The organism is Maricaulis sp., from assembly GCF_048269565.1.
Classification (GTDB): domain Bacteria; phylum Pseudomonadota; class Alphaproteobacteria; order Caulobacterales; family Maricaulaceae; genus Maricaulis.
Genome location: NZ_JBLXIK010000002.1, coordinates 291445 through 306118, shown reverse-complemented (window position 1 = coordinate 306118; position 14674 = coordinate 291445). Strand labels below are relative to the sequence as shown.

Below are 14674 nucleotides of genomic sequence, written 5' to 3'. Positions count from 1 at the left end.
CTGCAGGGTTAACCCGGCAGCAGCCAGACCCGGGATCGACCGCACTTCGCCGGCTTAACCCTAATGATCGAGAGATACGCCATGACCGCGACCCGCTTTGATGTCCTTGCCGTCGGAAACGCCATTGTTGACGTTCTGTCACCGGCCACCGACGCCTTTCTCGCGGCCGAAGGCATCGCCAAGGATGCAATGACGCTGATCGACGAGGAGCGGGCGCGCACCCTCTATGAGCGCATGCAGGCCGGCAAGGAAGCCTCGGGCGGGTCCGCCGCCAATACCGTCGCCGGTATTGCCTCGCTGGGCGGCCGCGCCGCCTATATCGGCAAGGTCGCCGATGACCAGCTTGGGGCGATTTTCAGCCATGACATCCGCGCCATCGGCGTCGAGTTCGCCTCCAAGCCCCTGGTCGGCGGTCCGGCGACGGCGCGCTGTCTGATCAATGTCACCCCCGATGCCGGCCGCTCAATGTCGACCTTTCTCGGCGCCGCAGCCCTGGTGACCGAGGAAGATGTCGAAGCCGGCGCCGAGGCGCTGAAGTCTTCGAGCATCGTCTATCTGGAAGGCTATCTGTTTGATCGCGAAGAGGCCAAGCGCGCCTATGTCAGCGCCGCCGAACTCGCCGCCGCCTCGGGCCGCAAGACGGCGCTGACCCTGTCGGACACGTTCTGCGTCGCCCGTCACCGCGCCGCCTTCCGGCATCTCGTCGCGCATCACATCGACATCCTGCTCGCCAATGAGGCGGAAATCACTGCGCTCTACGAGACCGAGGATTTCGACGCCGCGATCGAAATGTGCCGCAAGGATGTCGCCGTCGCCGCGGTGACGCGTGGTGAACGCGGCGCCATCCTGTTGCGTGGCGAGGAAACTGTGACCATTGCCGCCGCCCCGGTCGCTGATCTGGTCGACACCACAGGCGCGGGCGACCTGTTCGCCGCCGGCTTCCTGCTCGGTCTCGCCCAGCAGCGCAGCCTGGAAGAAGCCGGTCAAATGGGGGCGATTTGTGCCGCCGAAGTGATTTCCCACTTCGGCGCACGCCCTGAATGCAGTCTGAAATCACTCGCCGAGGATGCCGGAATCCCTTTTGAATAAGGGCCGCGCGTGAATTCGATTCAAATCTTAATGAAAGAAGTCCGGCATTTTAACCACAATTCAAGTGGTTGCCCCCATTCTGCATCCTGAGAACTGGCAGGTTTCGAGTCTTGCCAGAGTGTTTGACGGTGTAGGTGCGGCCCGAAACGGTCGTAATCAGGGGTAGACATGGCGCCCATCCGCAAGGCGATTTCGCGAGTAATGCGATCCCTGGTGATGAAGTTCACGCTTCTCACCGGTATGCTGATTTTTGCCACGACATTGATGTTGATGACGCTGGAGAACATCTCGGCGCAACGTGAGACCCGCAATCTGCTGGCCGAAAGCTCGGTCGCGCGTTTGCAGGCCATGGCCGATCGCCTGGCCACCCCGGTTTCCAGCAGCGATGTCGACTATGTCCAGCTCTATCTCACCGAGATGAAGGCCTCGCTCAATCTCTCCGAGGTCTATGCGATCAATAATCGCCGGGAATTGCTGGGCCGGGCCGTCGACGAAGACGAGGCATCGGAACGCTTCAGCACCTCTGACCTCGCCGTCATGGCGCTGGGTGCCGGTGATCGCCGGGCCGCCCTCGGCGCAACGACGCTCGAGGTTGCTGTGCCGGTCTATACCGAAACGCGCCGCCTCGTCGGCGTCGTCTTTGCCCGCCAGGAACTGGTCGAGCTCACCCGTTCACGCAATGCCGCCATCCGGCGCCAGACGCTCATCGCCCTGTTCGCGCTGGGAATCTTCCTGCCACTGGCTGCATTGATTGTCGGACGCGCACTGAAACCGGTGCAGACCCTGACCGATGCCGCACGCCTGGCCTCGTCGAAAACCCTCGACATGCGCATTGACGTGCATACCGGCGACGAGCTGGAAGTGCTGGCCAATGCCTTCAACCGCATGTTTGCGCGCCTCGACGGCAATCTCAAACGCATCCACCGGCTGGCCTATGTCGACCTCGTGACCGAATTGCCCAATCGCGAGCGCTTCCGCAAGGAGACCGAACGGGTCTCGCGCAAGGCGCTGGAAGATGGCGATACCGGTGCCGTGCTCTTCCTCGATCTCGATCGCTTCAAGCGCGTCAATGACAGCCTCGGCATAGGCGAGGGCGACCGCATGCTGGAAATGGTGGCGCGGCGCCTGTCGGAAGTGACCCGTGGCTGTGATCTCGCCGCCGGCGGCGATTTCGAACCGAGCCTGGTCGCGCGTCTTGGCGGTGATGAATTCACCGTCCTGCTGCCCTCGATCGAGGATCCGGCCCACGCGGCGCGCATCGCCAACAAGCTGGTCGACGCCATTCGCCTGCCCTTCGAGATCTCCGGCCACCAGGTCTTCCTCGGCGTCTCGATCGGGATTGCCGTCTTCCCGCAGGATGGTGCCGATCCGGAAACCCTTATGCGTCACGCCGACCTCGCCATGGCCCATGCCAAGCGCGATGGCGGCTCCTCGGCCCGCTTCTTCGAGCCGGCGATGAACCAGTCGGCCTTTGAGCGCCTGGTGCTGGAAAACGAACTGCGTGATGCCGTGCACCAGGACCAGCTGGTCGTCTTCTACCAGCCCAAGATCAATATGGCTGACGGCAGCGTCGCCGGTGCCGAAGCGCTGGTGCGCTGGCAGCACCCGACCGCCGGACTGCTGTCACCGGGCGCCTTTATCGAGGCGGCCGAGGAATGCGGCCTGATCGGCGAGATCGGCGACTGGGTGCTGCGCGCGGCCTGCAAGGAAGCGGCACGCTGGCGCACGCTGGGGATCGAGATCCCCGTCGCGGTCAATGTCTCGGCGATGCAGTTCGAGCGTGAGGGTTTCTCGGTATCGGTACTCTCCGCCCTGGCCGACGCCGACCTGCCGCCGCATCTGCTCGAGCTGGAACTGACCGAATCCATCGCGATGGAAAACCCGGAACGGGTCATCCTCCAGGTGCAGCCATTGCGGGATCGCGGCGTCAATTTCGCCATTGATGATTTCGGCACCGGCCATTCCTCGCTCTCCTATCTGACGCGGATGCCGTTCGACGTCTTCAAGATCGACCAGAGCTTCGTGCGCGACATGACCACCGATCCGCACGCCTGCATCGTGGTCGAGACCATTCTCGCCATGGCCAAGGCGCTGAAGCTGGAAACCGTCGCCGAGGGCGTCGAGACCCGCGAACAGTTCGAGATGCTGCGGGCCGAGGGTGCGACCCTGGCCCAGGGTTTCCTGTTTGCCCGCCCGATGCCCGGCAGCGATTTCGTCGACTATACCCTGGAAGGTTCGGCCAAACGCGCCGTCGCTGAATAGCCGTGATGGTCTGAGGGCTTGATCGCAGCGGCCGCGACCGCCACATCTGTGTCTCCAGTTTGACGGAGACCGCCATGTCCAGACCCTCATCCACCGACGCGACCCAATGGCGCGGCACCACAATTCTCGCCGTGCGCAAGGGCAAGACGGTCGTGGTCGCCGGTGATGGCCAGGTCTCCTTCGGGCCGACGGTGATGAAGGGCAATGCCAAGAAGGTCCGCCGTCTCGCCGATGGCCAGGTTGTCGCCGGTTTCGCCGGCTCCACCGCCGACGCCTTCGCCCTGTTCGAACGCCTCGAGGCCAAGCTCGAGCAATACCCGTCGCAACTCGCCCGCGCCTGCGTCGAACTGGCCAAGGACTGGCGCACCGACCGCTATCTGCGCAAGCTCGACGCCATGCTGATCGTCGCCGACACCACCGCCACCTTCGTTCTGACCGGCGCCGGCGATGTGCTGGAACCGGAACACGGCGTCGTCGCCGTCGGCTCCGGCGGCAATTACGCCAGCTCGGCGGCCCGCGCCCTGCTCGACTACGAGCCCGACCCGGAAATCATCACCCGCAAGGCGATGGCGATCGCGGCCGAGGTCTGCATCTACACCAATGACAATCTCACCATCGAGACGCTGACGGCGAAATAGGGCGGGCTCAGACCAGCTCCCGCGCCGCGGCCAGAAAGCAGATGGAGGTCGCCAGCGATCCGGCCGTACGCCAGTGATTGAGGCCGGTCCAGCGCCGGACATAATCCGACCAGTAGAGCTCCGCCGCCTCATCGCCCGGGTCGAATGCGTCCAGGCGCTTGTTCATCGGCACATTGCCGAACGCCGTAACGAGAAAGACCGTCACCAGATAGAGCCCGGCACCGAGATAGATCAGCGACTGGCCCGGACCACTCAGCCGGATCAGAGCATAGGCGGCGAGGCCATAAACGGCTGGCAGCAACAGGACGAAAGCCGTCAGGAAGATCGAGCGCAGGACGGTGCGATTGATCTGCTGCATCGCTTCGATCCCGCCAGCAGGGCGGGCCAGTGCCAGACCGCGCATGATGAAATCGGAGAATGAAAGGAATACGCCGCCGACGACCGCGCTGACCAGCGCGATCGAAAGACAGGCGAGAACGAGAAGATTGGTGATCATGATGCCCTCCCTGGGCGGATGAGCCGCTTCAGGCGGCCAGCGACCAGGCGCCACTGCCGGCGGCGTCATGGGCAAAGTCGAGGAAATCGACCGGCTTGCGCCCCAGCGCCCGTTCGACTCCGTCACCCAGCCGGGCATTGCGGCCGTCGAGCACGGTGGCAAAGAGATAGTCCAGCAACCAGACCATGCCTTCAGGTGCGCCGGACTGCACCAGGGCGTCGATGAAGGCCTCGTGCGGGATGTCGACAAAGCGCACGGCGCGGCCTGTCGCGGCGCTGATCTCGGCGGCAGCGGCGGCGAAACTCATCAGTCGCGGCCCGGTCACGTCATAGACCTCGCCGGCATGACCCGCCTGGGTCAAGGCCGCAATCGCGACCTCGGCAATATCATTGGCGTCGACGAAGGGTTCGAGCGCATCGCCGGCCGGCAGGGCGATCTCGCTGGCCTGCACCATGCCGGCAAATTCGCCCTCGGTGAAATTCTGGTTGAACCAGCTGGCGCGCACGATGGTCCAGTCCATGCCCGACGCCTGCACGATGCGCTCGGCGGCCTGGGCCTCGTCCTCGCCGCGCCCCGACAGCAGGACGATCCGGCCGACACCGGCGGTCTTGGCCATGCCGACAAAGGCGGTGATCGCCTCGGTCGCGCCGGGCACGGCAAGATCGGGCGCAAAGGTGAGATAGACGGCGCTCACCCCGGTCAGCACGGCGGCCCAGCCGGCCGGCTTGTCCCAGTCGAAGGACGCGGCGGCATCGCGCGATGCCAGACGCACGGCATGGCCCAGACGCATCAGCCCCTCGGCAACGCGGCGCCCGGTCTTGCCCGTGGCGCCGACCACCAGGATGAGGCCGTTCTGATTGACGGGATGCCGGCTGGCGGCGGGTTTGGCGGTCTTGCGATCGAACATGATGCTCTCCTGTTTCGCTGTTTTCTTGACACGGTGTAAAGTTTACATCGCCGCTATATGCGTTAACTTGACACCGTGTCAAGCCAGAAACGACGGATCGAACAATGAGCAAGACCGGTGACGAGACCCGCGCCCGCATCCTCAAGGCCTGCAGTGACTTGCTGCAGCAGGGTCCCGACGCGCAGGCAAGGATGAGCGATATCGCCCGCGCGGCCGGGGTCAGCCGCCAGGCGGTCTATCTCCACTTCCCCAATCGCGCCGAACTTCTGATCGCCGCCACCCGCTTCATCGACGAGGCCTCCGGCGTTGACGGACGCCTTGTCGCCAGCCGCGCCGCCACCAGCGGCACCGCCCGGCTCGACGCCTATATCCAGGCCTGGGGCGATTACATCCCGGTGATCCATGGCGTCGGCCGCGCCCTGATGGCGATGGCCGAGAGCGACGAGGCCGCCCGCGCCGCCTGGGACGATCGCATGGCCGCCATGCGCCATGGCTGCGCCGCCGCCGTCGAGGCCATCATCCGCGACGGCCTGCTGCGCCCCGATCTCGACCAGACCCGCGCCACGGATCTGGTCTGGACCCTGCTCTCGGTGCGCAACTGGGAGCATCTCGTCAGCGATTGCGGCTGGAGCCAGGCCGATTATGTCGCCGGGATACAGCGCGTCGCGCGCGCAGCGCTGGTGGCGGCCACGGCCTGAAAAGTTTGAAGATTTTTCCCACGGGCGCCGGTGAAGTGATAGCGTCCGCCCCGACTTTGGATTTCACAAAAACTGGGGGGCGCCGTTCCGGTCGCCGATATTGTCATGACGTATCCGCTAAAAACATCATTGCTCGGCCTTGGCGCCGCACTCCTTCTGGCCGGCTGCAATGCGCCCGACGCCAGCGCTCCGGCCACACCGGAAGCCGCACCGGAAACCGCACCGGAAACCGCACCGGCGCAAGCCGCGCCCGAGGCCATGCCAGCTCCGGCACTGGCAGCGGAAGCGGCCGCGCCGACCCTGTCGCGCAGCGTCACGGTCAATGCCGACGCCGCCACCGTCTGGGCCCTGATCGGCCCGCTCTGCTCGCTGGGCGAGTGGCATCCCGCCGTCGGCAGCTGCACGATCGGCGATGACGGCAACCGCACCATCGTCACCGCTGACGGTTCGGCGACCTTCGTCGAGCGCGAAACCGCCCGCGATGACGCCGCCCACACCTATTCCTACGCCATTATCTCCAGCCCGCTGCCCATCGCCAATTATGTCGCGACCATCGCCGTCAGCGAAACCGCTCCGGGCAGCTCAACCATCACCTGGTCGAGCCATTACACCGCCCTCGACAGCCAGGACGAAGCCGCCGCCGCAGCCCTGACGGGGATTTACGAAGCGGGTTTTGCGGGGATTTCGGCCAGCCTGGCGCAGTAACGCTCCCAATTCCCGTGTCATCCCGGCCGGATGCCCCGCACAAGCGGGGCGCAGAGCCGGGACCTACCCGTGAAACCAGCTGGAAGAGCGGGTAGGTCCCGGATCTACGCCCGGATCGCTTCGCGTCCGGGCATCCGTCCGGGATGACAAGGATTGGTTGGCTTTGGTGCCGGGTGGCGAGGCTCAACCAATCCCGGTAGACCCCGAAACAAATTCGGGGGAAAAATGATCGCACGAACGGCAAAGCGAACACCCGACATGAACCCCCTGCGCAAACGAACCACCTCGCCGGGCTGGGCCGTCCTCTGGGGGCTGCTCAGTATCAACGGGCCCGTATTGGTCCTGTTGATCTCAGCCTTCACCCTGCCCTTGCTGGTCGGGGGGATCCTCGGTTCATTTGCCACAACACCCTTCGGCATTGCCCTGCTGGTGCTTGTCGCGGTTGGCACCTGGTGTCTGGCCTGGCTGTGGTGGTCAGTGAATGTGCCACGCTGGCGGTTGTGGGCCTACACCCGAGTCGAAGACCTCGATGCTCTGCATCAAGCGGCCGTTGCTTCGGGTGTGCTCTGGCCCGAAGGCCATTTCTTCGAACGCACCGAAATCTACCCTCGTGGTCTGCGGGACAAGGTTGCGCTGGCCCGCCACCGCTGACGCCACGACAGGCGGGTGCAGGGGAATGATCTGTCGTGATTTTATGGGGAACTGACGCACCCACACTCCACCCCAAAACCCATGCCGAGATCCCGCCACCGGGGTTCAGCGCCGTCAAGGCGTAGACCCGCGAAGCGGCGCCAAAGGCGGCCTTGACGGCGCTGAACCCCGGTGGCCCACTGGCTGGCAAGGGATTTGGGGGGAATTCCCTCGTTACCATTATCTCACTTGTCATAGTGTACAACTACGCACAATTACTCATAGTTGTGGCATCAAGGTTACGTTTGGGCAGGATATCTGACCCAACCAGAAGGCATCGGAAGCGAGCGACAACGGCATGGCTAAAATCCGACACATATGCATCGAGAACTTTCGATGCATCAAGAAGCTCAGCTGGTACCCTCACGCCGGACTGAATTGCCTTATCGGTCCTGGCGACAGCGGAAAATCGACGGTACTGGATGCCATTGATTTGTGCCTTGGGCCAAGGCAATCCAAAGCGGTTTCGGACAGCGACTTCTACAACTTGGATACCGCATCTCCGCTGATAGTTGACGTTACGGTCGGAAAACTAGACGACGAACTTAAGCAGTTAGACAAATATGACCAATATTTGCGCGGCTATCGGGCGAGCGACGGTTCTGTGGTCGATGAACCGCAAAACGGATTTGAAACCGTCTTGACTGTCAGGCTCAAGGTCGGCGCAGACCTCGATCCAATCTGGTCCCTGTATTCCGAACGAGCCGAGCTGGCCGGAAGGGAGAAGAATCTAACGTGGGGCGACCGCATCCTGCTTGCAGGAACTCGAATTGGTGGTGTTAGCGACTATCATCTAAGTTGGCGAAAGGGGGCAGTGTTGAACAGGCTGGCCGACGAAAGGCCCGACACTTCAATCGCCCTAGCAGAGGCCACCCGGGCCGCGAGGGCAGCCTTTGGTGAGAAGGCTGATCACAATCTTGAGGACACTCTTGCCGCAGTAACATCGACAGCAGGGGAGCTAGGTGTTCGGCTTGAGGGCGATCTTCAGGCCCTTTTGAACGCGCACTCAATCTCGCTGAGTGGCGGCACCATCGCTCTTCACGACGGTAGAGGCGTTCCACTTTCGTCACTCGGCTTAGGATCGGGTAGATTATTGGTCGCGGGCTTGCTCAACCAAGCGATAACCGGGTCAAATCTCGTTCTGGTTGATGAACTGGAGCATGGGCTCGAGCCGCACCGAATCATCCGCTTTCTCGGAGCGCTCGGCGCCAAACAACGAGACGAACCAATCCAGGTTTTCATCACTTCTCACTCACCTGTAGTTTTGCGTGAACTGGACGAAACACAACTCTTCGTATTGCGAGAGAGCGAACAGGAGCACACCGCCAAACTGGCCAAAATTGATGCTAACTCTCAGGGCACCCTAAGACGACACGCGGAAGCCTTTTTCGCAAAGTCCGTCCTTCTTTGTGAGGGCGCTTCGGAAATCGGGTTTGTCCGGGGGCTTGACCAGTATCGAAGTTCAACAGGGCGCCAATCGGTCTTTGCGGCCGGGTTGGGTCTGCTCGATGCAGGCGGGGTAACAAACTTATACCAGCACGCACCTACGCTTCAGTCCTTAGGCTATCGCGTAGGCAGCTTTCGTGATGACGATGCTCCACCAAATGGCGCCGCAGAAGCTGGATTCTTGGTAGCGGGTGGTACGCTCTACAAATGGGAACCGGCCGAGAAAATCGAGCAGGCGATATTTAGGGCCTTACCCGACGACGGGGTTATTGCTGCTCTGGAGCTCGCCATCGAGTTGCACGGGGTCGAGCTGATCAGCGCGCACATTGAAAGCGCGACCGCTGGAACCGCCAAGCTGCAGGATATCCAAGGCGTTGAACCCTTATTGGGTCTCCCGCCCGATCTACGTCAAATACTGACCGATGCCTGTACTCAGAAAAGGGCTTGGTTCAAATCTCTGCATGACATGGAGCGACTGGCACGGGATGTAGTCGGACCACATTTCGAAACTTGTTCCCCAGAATTCAAGAATTTCGTTCAATCCATTTTCAATTGGGCTGAAGATGCCTGATCAAATTGACTTGTTGTCGATCAAGGCGGGGTCCGTGACTGCTCCGGCAGGTTGCGGAAAAACCCATCTCATCGCCGAGGCCGTAACTCAGCAAAAAGGGGGCCTGCCGACACTTGTACTCACTCATACAAATGCGGGTGTGGCGGCACTAAGAAGGCGGCTCGATGAACTGGGTGCGTCCCCGCGCGCTTTCAAACTTGCTACACTTGATGGTTGGACGCTCCGAATGTTGGCAGCATTCCCACTCCGAGCTCAGATCAACCCAGAACACCTTAAATTAAACAATCCTAAGACCGACTATCCTGCGCTAAGAACCGGCATACTTAGACTGATCGGCGGACGTCACCTCGACGACGTAATAAAGGCTAACTTCGGTCACCTGCTCGTTGACGAATATCAAGACTGCCAACCCGAGCAACACGCACTTGTCGTCGCCCTATCAAGAGTGGTGCCGACATGTGTACTTGGCGACCCGCTACAAGCGGTATTTGGCTGGCTCGGCACCGTGAACTGGCTCACTGATGTGGAAGCGAGCTTTCCACCCGCTGGAGAACTAGTAACACCCTGGCGTTGGAAGTTAGCAAACAATGATGCCCTGGGCGCCTGGCTGTTGTCCATCCGCAAACCCCTGATGGCGGGACAGCAAATCGATCTGAGAGCTGCGCCGCCATGCGTTGAATGGGTAGCGCTTAATGGCAATGATGACATGGCTGCTCGCCTGAAGGCCGCTAACACCCCGCCCGCCTCACGCAATGGCGGCACATTAATCATGACTAAGTGGCCGAAGGACCAAAACCGATACGCGCGGATCATCCCCGGCGCAACCAAAGTAGAGACAGCCGATTTGACTGACCTCCTAGCTTTTGCGGAAACCTTTGAGATAAAAGGAAAAGGTGCCCTCGATCAACTAGTTGATTTTGCGTCATCTGTAATCACTGGCGTTGATCGAACAGGTCTCTACCGCCGACTTCGATCCATTGTTGATGGAACAAACAAGAAACCGCCGACAGACTTGGAACAATGTGCGCTCGACTTTTGGTCTCATCGAACCTATTCGCTCGCCGCAAAATTGTTGTCAGAATTCTCGAAGCAAGCCGGTTCTCGGACTTTTCGGGGCGAACTACTTAGCCCAGCCATTGAGGCGCTTAAAGCTTCAGAGCGTAGCGGCCAGACTGCGCTAGCAGATTTGGTCATAAAAATAAGAGAACGAACGCGCATGACCGGCCGTTACGTCCCAAAGAAAGCGGTCGGTAGCACGCTCTTATTCAAGGGACTTGAGGCGGAAGTTTCTATAATACTGGAATTAAAAGATATGGATCTATTTGATATATATGTCGCTTTAACTAGGGGGTCCAAGAAACTAGTAGTGTGTTCTCATTCTCCCTTAATACCATAATATTGATTGTTGGCTTTAATTTCCGCTTCATTTGATATGGCGCCCATTTGAATTTCCCCCCTACGTCGCAAATATCCCCCCCTCATCCCGAAAACACTTGAACTCCAGCGCATTCCCCGCCGGATCGCGCAGGAAGAAGGTCCCCTGCTCGCCCGGTTCGCCGGCAAAGCGCACATAGGGCTCGATCACGAAATCGACGCCGGCGGCGCGGAAGCGCTCGGCGAGGGTCTCCCAGTCGTCCCAGGCCATCAGCAGGCCGAAATGGCGGACGGGGACGGCCTTGCCGTCCACGCCGCCTGTGGCGACCGCCTGGCATTCTTCGGGGGCGAGGTGGGCGACGATCTGGTGGCCGTAGAAGTCGAAATCAACCCAGCTCTCGGACGAGCGGCCCTCGGGGCAGCCCATCAGATCGCCGTAGAAGGCGCGGGCCCGCTCGAGGCTGTCGACGGGGAAGGCGAGGTGGAAACGCGGGCGGGTCTGGCTCGCGGGGCGGGGCTGCGTCATCTTGATGCCTTTCAGCACTGGTTTCATCGCACCGGCCTGACTACATAACACGGAGCCAGTCACCGCATCACCGCCCGGCCTTCAGCATTGTGAACCCGATCATGACCGAATTCACCCCCCGCGAAATCGTCTCCGAGCTCGACCGGCATATTGTCGGCCAGGGCGATGCCAAGAAGGCGGTCGCGATCGCGCTGCGCAATCGCTGGCGCCGGCGTCAGCTCGCCGCCGGGCTGCGCGAAGAGGTGATGCCGAAGAATATATTGATGATCGGGCCCACCGGCGTCGGCAAGACCGAGATCTCGCGCCGGCTGGCCAAGCTGGCCGGGGCGCCCTTCATCAAGGTCGAGGCGACCAAGTTTACCGAGGTCGGCTATGTCGGCCGCGATGTCGACCAGATCGCCCGCGACCTGGTCGAGGTCGCCATCACCCTGGTGCGCGAAACCCGCCGCGAGGCGGTCAAGGCCCAGGCCGAAAGCCAGGCGGAGGACCGCGTCGTCGATGCGCTGGTGGGTCCGGGCGCCAGTCCGGCGACCCGCGAGAGCTTCCGCAAGCGGCTGCGCGCCGGCGAGCTCGACGACAGGGATGTCGAGATCGAACTCAATGATGCCGGCGGCATGCCGATGATGGATATTCCCGGCATGCCCGGTGGCGGTGCCGGCGTGATCAATCTCGGCGAGATATTGGGCAAGGGTTTCGGCAACAAGAAGAAAACCGTGCGCATGAAGGTGAAAGAGGCCTATGAGCCGCTGCTGGCCGAGGAGGCCGACAAACTGCTCGATGATGCCGCCATCACCGCCGATGCGATCAAGCTGGCCGAGGAGGACGGCATCGTCTTCCTCGACGAGATCGACAAGATTGTCGGCCGTTCCGATGCCCGCGGCGCCGACGTCTCGCGCGAGGGTGTGCAGCGCGATCTGCTGCCGCTGATCGAGGGCACATCGGTGACCACCAAGCATGGCATCATCAAGACCGACCATATCCTCTTCATCGCCTCGGGTGCCTTCCACCTGGCCAAGCCGTCCGACATGCTGCCCGAGCTGCAGGGCCGGCTGCCGATCCGCGTCGAGCTGCAGGCGCTGAGCGAAGCCGACCTCAAACGGATATTGACCGAACCGGAAGCCAGTCTGATCACGCAATATGTCGCGCTGATGGGGACGGAGGGGGTGACGCTCGATTTCACCGATGAGGCGATCGACGCGCTGGCTTCGCTGGCGCACGAGGTCAATGCCTCGGTCGAGAATATCGGCGCCCGGCGTTTGCAGACGGTGATGGAAAAACTGGTCGAGGAAATTTCCTTCACCGCGTCGGACCGCGATGGCGAGACGATTCAGATCGACGCCGATTACGTCGCCGAGCATGTCGGCAATCTGGCGAAGAATACCGATCTGTCGAAATTCATCTTGTAATGTCGGCGGGCTGCGCGCCGGGTATCATGAGCGGATGATGCGGTGCAGATCCGGTCCGAACCCGGTGCACACAGGGGATGATCCGGGCGACACCCGGGCGCCGTCTATTTCACCGGCTTCACCCGGCGCATGGTGACGTAAAACGCGCCGCCGCCGCCATGGCGCAAATGCGCCGCCGCATACCCTGACACCCACTGACGAAACTCCGGATTACCCAGCCATTCCGGCAGCTTGCGCCGCAGAATCCCCGGCTCGTCATGATACTCCCAGGGCTCGCTCTCGCGCTCACGCGCCTTGAACCCCTTGCCGGTGATCACCAGCACCGTCCGATAGCCATCGCGATAGGCCATCGAGAGAAAATTTCTCAGCGTTCTCAGGGCGATATCCTGTGTCAGACCATGCAAGTCGAGCCGTCCGTCAATCTCCATCCGGCCCCGCCGTACCCGTTTCTCATTGCCGCGATCAACCGGCAGAGGCGGATGTTTCGGCCGGGTGTGGGGATGGGGGAAATGGCCATGCCGCAGTGACATCTTGCTGTCAGGAGCCGGTTTTTCCTGTGTGGGTTCAATAGCTTCCGGATCATCCAGCCGCTCGATCCGGTCGGGCGAAATCGGCTTCACCGAGCCGGCCACCTTGCGCCAGATCGCCTTTTCCTCCGGCCGCAGGGATCGTTTGCGCGCCATCGATCAGGCCGGCGGCGTCGCATCAACGATGCGCTGGGCGACAGAAACCGGAAGCAAAACAGTCCATTGCGCCTGGGCCCGCGTCGTTCCGGCGCGCCGCTCCTCAACTCCGCCCCAGCCCCAGAAGAAATCCCCGCGCAACGGGCCATTGATCGCACCGCCGCCATCCTGGGTGATGACCAGCCCTGTCCAGGCAGGCAAATCGGGCAGATCCGCGCTGAGCCAGACCGGCACGCCCCAGGCATGAAAGGCCGGATCGACCGCGATCGAGGCCATCGGTGTCAGGGCAACGCCAGACGAACCGCGCGGCCCGAGCGAGGGATCGTCAAGTGCTTGTGTTTCAAAGAAAACATAGCGCGGATTGACCGCAAACAGCTCGGCCGTCGCCTCGGCCCCGTGCGTCATCAGCCAGGCTTCGATACCCGCTTTCGAGGCCGCATGCGCCTCCAGCTCACCGCGCTCGATCAGTTCGCGCCCGATCGAGCGATAGGGCAGGCCGTTATGGGCCGCAAACGCGGCACGGCTCTGGTTACCCGCGGCATCGACCAGGCGGCCGGAGCCCTGGATCTGCAGGAAGAACACGTCAATCGGCCGGCCCCAGGCGAAAATCTCGCCGCGGTTATCCGCTTCGATCTCGGCGCGATTATAATACTGCACCAGAGACCCGTCATTCACCCGGCCAACGATGCGCCGCCCCGCCAGACCGGAGTCAAACAGACCCAGATCCACCGAGACCATATCACCGGGCCGCCGCCGCAGGGGCTGGCTGAACTCATTGTCCGCCGTATCGCGCACTTCGACATAGGGTTCGTAATAGCCGGTCAGCAGGCCGGTTTCGCCCGCCACCGCGCCGGATTCATCCAGCGCTATCACCCGCACCGGGGCAAAGAAGGCCTCAAACGTCGCCTGCGCCGCTTCGGGTGAAAGTCCCGTCATCGCCGCAGCCGTACACGCGGCACGCCAATCGCCCACCTGTCCCGCCCACGGTGCCCGCGGGCTCAACGGATCGGAATCATTGCGGTTATCGAGTTGGGCGCAGGAACGCAGGAAAGCGCCGAGCGCCGGTCGCAGATCGGCACCGGACCAGCCGGCCATCGCGTCCCAGCCCGCCGGGAGCAATTGTAGTCCAGTTGGAAGCGGTTGTTCTACCGGCGGTTCTTCCGGCGGCCCGGGTTCTGGTGCC

General features: G+C 62.1%; 14 protein-coding genes. 9 read left to right on the top strand and 5 right to left on the bottom strand.

Features of this window, described 5'->3' with window-relative positions; genetic code table 11:
* The first annotated feature begins 81 nt into the window (after positions 1-81).
* The 3 genes from ACN0YL_RS04980 to hslV all read left to right on the top strand — a co-directional run bounded on the left by ACN0YL_RS04980 (position 82) and on the right by hslV (position 3989).
* Entirely contained in the window at positions 82-1089 is a 1008-nt protein-coding gene (locus tag ACN0YL_RS04980) for an adenosine kinase (RefSeq protein WP_417497241.1), read from the top strand.
* Between the two features lie 216 nt (positions 1090-1305).
* A complete protein-coding gene (locus ACN0YL_RS04975) occupies positions 1306-3351 on the top strand; it encodes a putative bifunctional diguanylate cyclase/phosphodiesterase (RefSeq protein WP_417497240.1) in 2046 nt (681 codons plus the stop codon).
* Between the two features lie 74 nt (positions 3352-3425).
* Entirely contained in the window at positions 3426-3989 is a 564-nt protein-coding gene (gene hslV / locus ACN0YL_RS04970; RefSeq protein WP_417497239.1) for an ATP-dependent protease subunit HslV, read from the top strand.
* A gap of 7 nt (positions 3990-3996) precedes the next feature.
* On the opposite strand, the gene ACN0YL_RS04965 is transcribed toward hslV, so the two are convergent.
* Complete coding sequence (locus tag ACN0YL_RS04965) at positions 3997-4485, bottom strand: DUF1772 domain-containing protein (RefSeq protein WP_339741591.1); 489 nt, start codon at positions 4483-4485, stop codon at positions 3997-3999.
* Between the two features lie 28 nt (positions 4486-4513).
* Positions 4514-5392: an NAD(P)H-binding protein gene (locus tag ACN0YL_RS04960; protein WP_417497238.1), complete on the bottom strand. Its 879-nt coding sequence runs from the start codon at positions 5390-5392 to the stop codon at positions 4514-4516.
* A gap of 104 nt (positions 5393-5496) precedes the next feature.
* On the opposite strand from ACN0YL_RS04960, the gene ACN0YL_RS04955 reads away from it, so the two are divergent.
* The 5 genes from ACN0YL_RS04955 to ACN0YL_RS04935 all read left to right on the top strand — a co-directional run bounded on the left by ACN0YL_RS04955 (position 5497) and on the right by ACN0YL_RS04935 (position 10898).
* Positions 5497-6090 (top strand): TetR/AcrR family transcriptional regulator, encoded by a 594-nt coding sequence (locus tag ACN0YL_RS04955; RefSeq protein ID WP_417497237.1) that lies wholly within the window; start codon positions 5497-5499, stop codon positions 6088-6090.
* A 105-nt stretch (positions 6091-6195) separates the two neighbouring features.
* The gene (locus tag ACN0YL_RS04950; RefSeq protein ID WP_417497236.1) at positions 6196-6795 is read left to right on the top strand and encodes an SRPBCC family protein; all 600 of its coding nucleotides are present in this window, start codon (positions 6196-6198) and stop codon (positions 6793-6795) included.
* A gap of 225 nt (positions 6796-7020) precedes the next feature.
* Positions 7021-7446 carry a hypothetical protein gene (locus ACN0YL_RS04945; protein ID WP_417469266.1) on the top strand — a complete coding sequence of 142 codons (426 nt, stop codon included), beginning with the start codon at positions 7021-7023 and terminating at the stop codon, positions 7444-7446.
* A gap of 337 nt (positions 7447-7783) precedes the next feature.
* Positions 7784-9502 (top strand): ATP-dependent nuclease, encoded by a 1719-nt coding sequence (locus tag ACN0YL_RS04940; RefSeq protein ID WP_417497235.1) that lies wholly within the window; start codon positions 7784-7786, stop codon positions 9500-9502.
* Complete coding sequence (locus ACN0YL_RS04935) at positions 9495-10898, top strand: UvrD-helicase domain-containing protein (protein ID WP_417497234.1); 1404 nt, start codon at positions 9495-9497, stop codon at positions 10896-10898. Before ACN0YL_RS04940 ends, ACN0YL_RS04935 begins: the two co-directional genes overlap by 8 nt.
* Positions 10899-10958: 60 nt before the next feature.
* Here the strand turns inward: ACN0YL_RS04935 and ACN0YL_RS04930 are convergent, their stop codons facing one another.
* Positions 10959-11402: a VOC family protein gene (locus ACN0YL_RS04930; protein ID WP_417497233.1), complete on the bottom strand. Its 444-nt coding sequence runs from the start codon at positions 11400-11402 to the stop codon at positions 10959-10961.
* 101 nt (positions 11403-11503) lie between these two features.
* On the opposite strand from ACN0YL_RS04930, the gene hslU reads away from it, so the two are divergent.
* On the top strand, positions 11504-12808 hold the full coding sequence (gene hslU, locus ACN0YL_RS04925) for an ATP-dependent protease ATPase subunit HslU (protein ID WP_417497232.1): 1305 nt from the start codon (positions 11504-11506) through the stop codon (positions 12806-12808).
* Positions 12809-12912: 104 nt separating this feature from the next.
* Here hslU and ACN0YL_RS04920 read toward each other — a convergent pair whose 3' ends face one another.
* Together ACN0YL_RS04920 and ACN0YL_RS04915 are read right to left on the bottom strand one after the other, a co-directional pair.
* Positions 12913-13491, bottom strand: a complete 579-nt coding sequence (locus ACN0YL_RS04920) for a Smr/MutS family protein (RefSeq protein ID WP_417497231.1) — start codon at positions 13489-13491, stop codon at positions 12913-12915.
* A 3-nt stretch (positions 13492-13494) separates the two neighbouring features.
* Positions 13495-14586, bottom strand: coding sequence for a murein transglycosylase A (locus ACN0YL_RS04915; RefSeq protein WP_417497230.1), 1092 nt, complete (start codon positions 14584-14586; stop codon positions 13495-13497).
* Positions 14587-14674 lie beyond the last annotated feature (88 nt).

Bases quoted from the DNA above. Each gene is read 5' to 3' on its own strand.
- ACN0YL_RS04980 (WP_417497241.1), top strand. From the start codon at position 82: ATGACCGCGACCCGCTTTGATGTCCTTGCCGTCGGAAACGCCATTGTT.
- ACN0YL_RS04975 (WP_417497240.1), top strand. From the start codon at position 1,306: ATGAAGTTCACGCTTCTCACCGGTATGCTGATTTTTGCCACGACATTG.
- hslV (WP_417497239.1), top strand. From the start codon at position 3,426: ATGTCCAGACCCTCATCCACCGACGCGACCCAATGGCGCGGCACCACA.
- ACN0YL_RS04965 (WP_339741591.1), bottom strand. From the start codon at position 4,485: ATGATCACCAATCTTCTCGTTCTCGCCTGTCTTTCGATCGCGCTGGTC.
- ACN0YL_RS04960 (WP_417497238.1), bottom strand. From the start codon at position 5,392: ATGTTCGATCGCAAGACCGCCAAACCCGCCGCCAGCCGGCATCCCGTC.
- ACN0YL_RS04955 (WP_417497237.1), top strand. From the start codon at position 5,497: ATGAGCAAGACCGGTGACGAGACCCGCGCCCGCATCCTCAAGGCCTGC.
- ACN0YL_RS04950 (WP_417497236.1), top strand. From the start codon at position 6,196: ATGACGTATCCGCTAAAAACATCATTGCTCGGCCTTGGCGCCGCACTC.
- ACN0YL_RS04945 (WP_417469266.1), top strand. From the start codon at position 7,021: ATGATCGCACGAACGGCAAAGCGAACACCCGACATGAACCCCCTGCGC.
- ACN0YL_RS04940 (WP_417497235.1), top strand. From the start codon at position 7,784: ATGGCTAAAATCCGACACATATGCATCGAGAACTTTCGATGCATCAAG.
- ACN0YL_RS04935 (WP_417497234.1), top strand. From the start codon at position 9,495: ATGCCTGATCAAATTGACTTGTTGTCGATCAAGGCGGGGTCCGTGACT.
- ACN0YL_RS04930 (WP_417497233.1), bottom strand. From the start codon at position 11,402: ATGACGCAGCCCCGCCCCGCGAGCCAGACCCGCCCGCGTTTCCACCTC.
- hslU (WP_417497232.1), top strand. From the start codon at position 11,504: ATGACCGAATTCACCCCCCGCGAAATCGTCTCCGAGCTCGACCGGCAT.
- ACN0YL_RS04920 (WP_417497231.1), bottom strand. From the start codon at position 13,491: ATGGCGCGCAAACGATCCCTGCGGCCGGAGGAAAAGGCGATCTGGCGC.
- ACN0YL_RS04915 (WP_417497230.1), bottom strand. From the start codon at position 14,586: ATGGCCGGCTGGTCCGGTGCCGATCTGCGACCGGCGCTCGGCGCTTTC.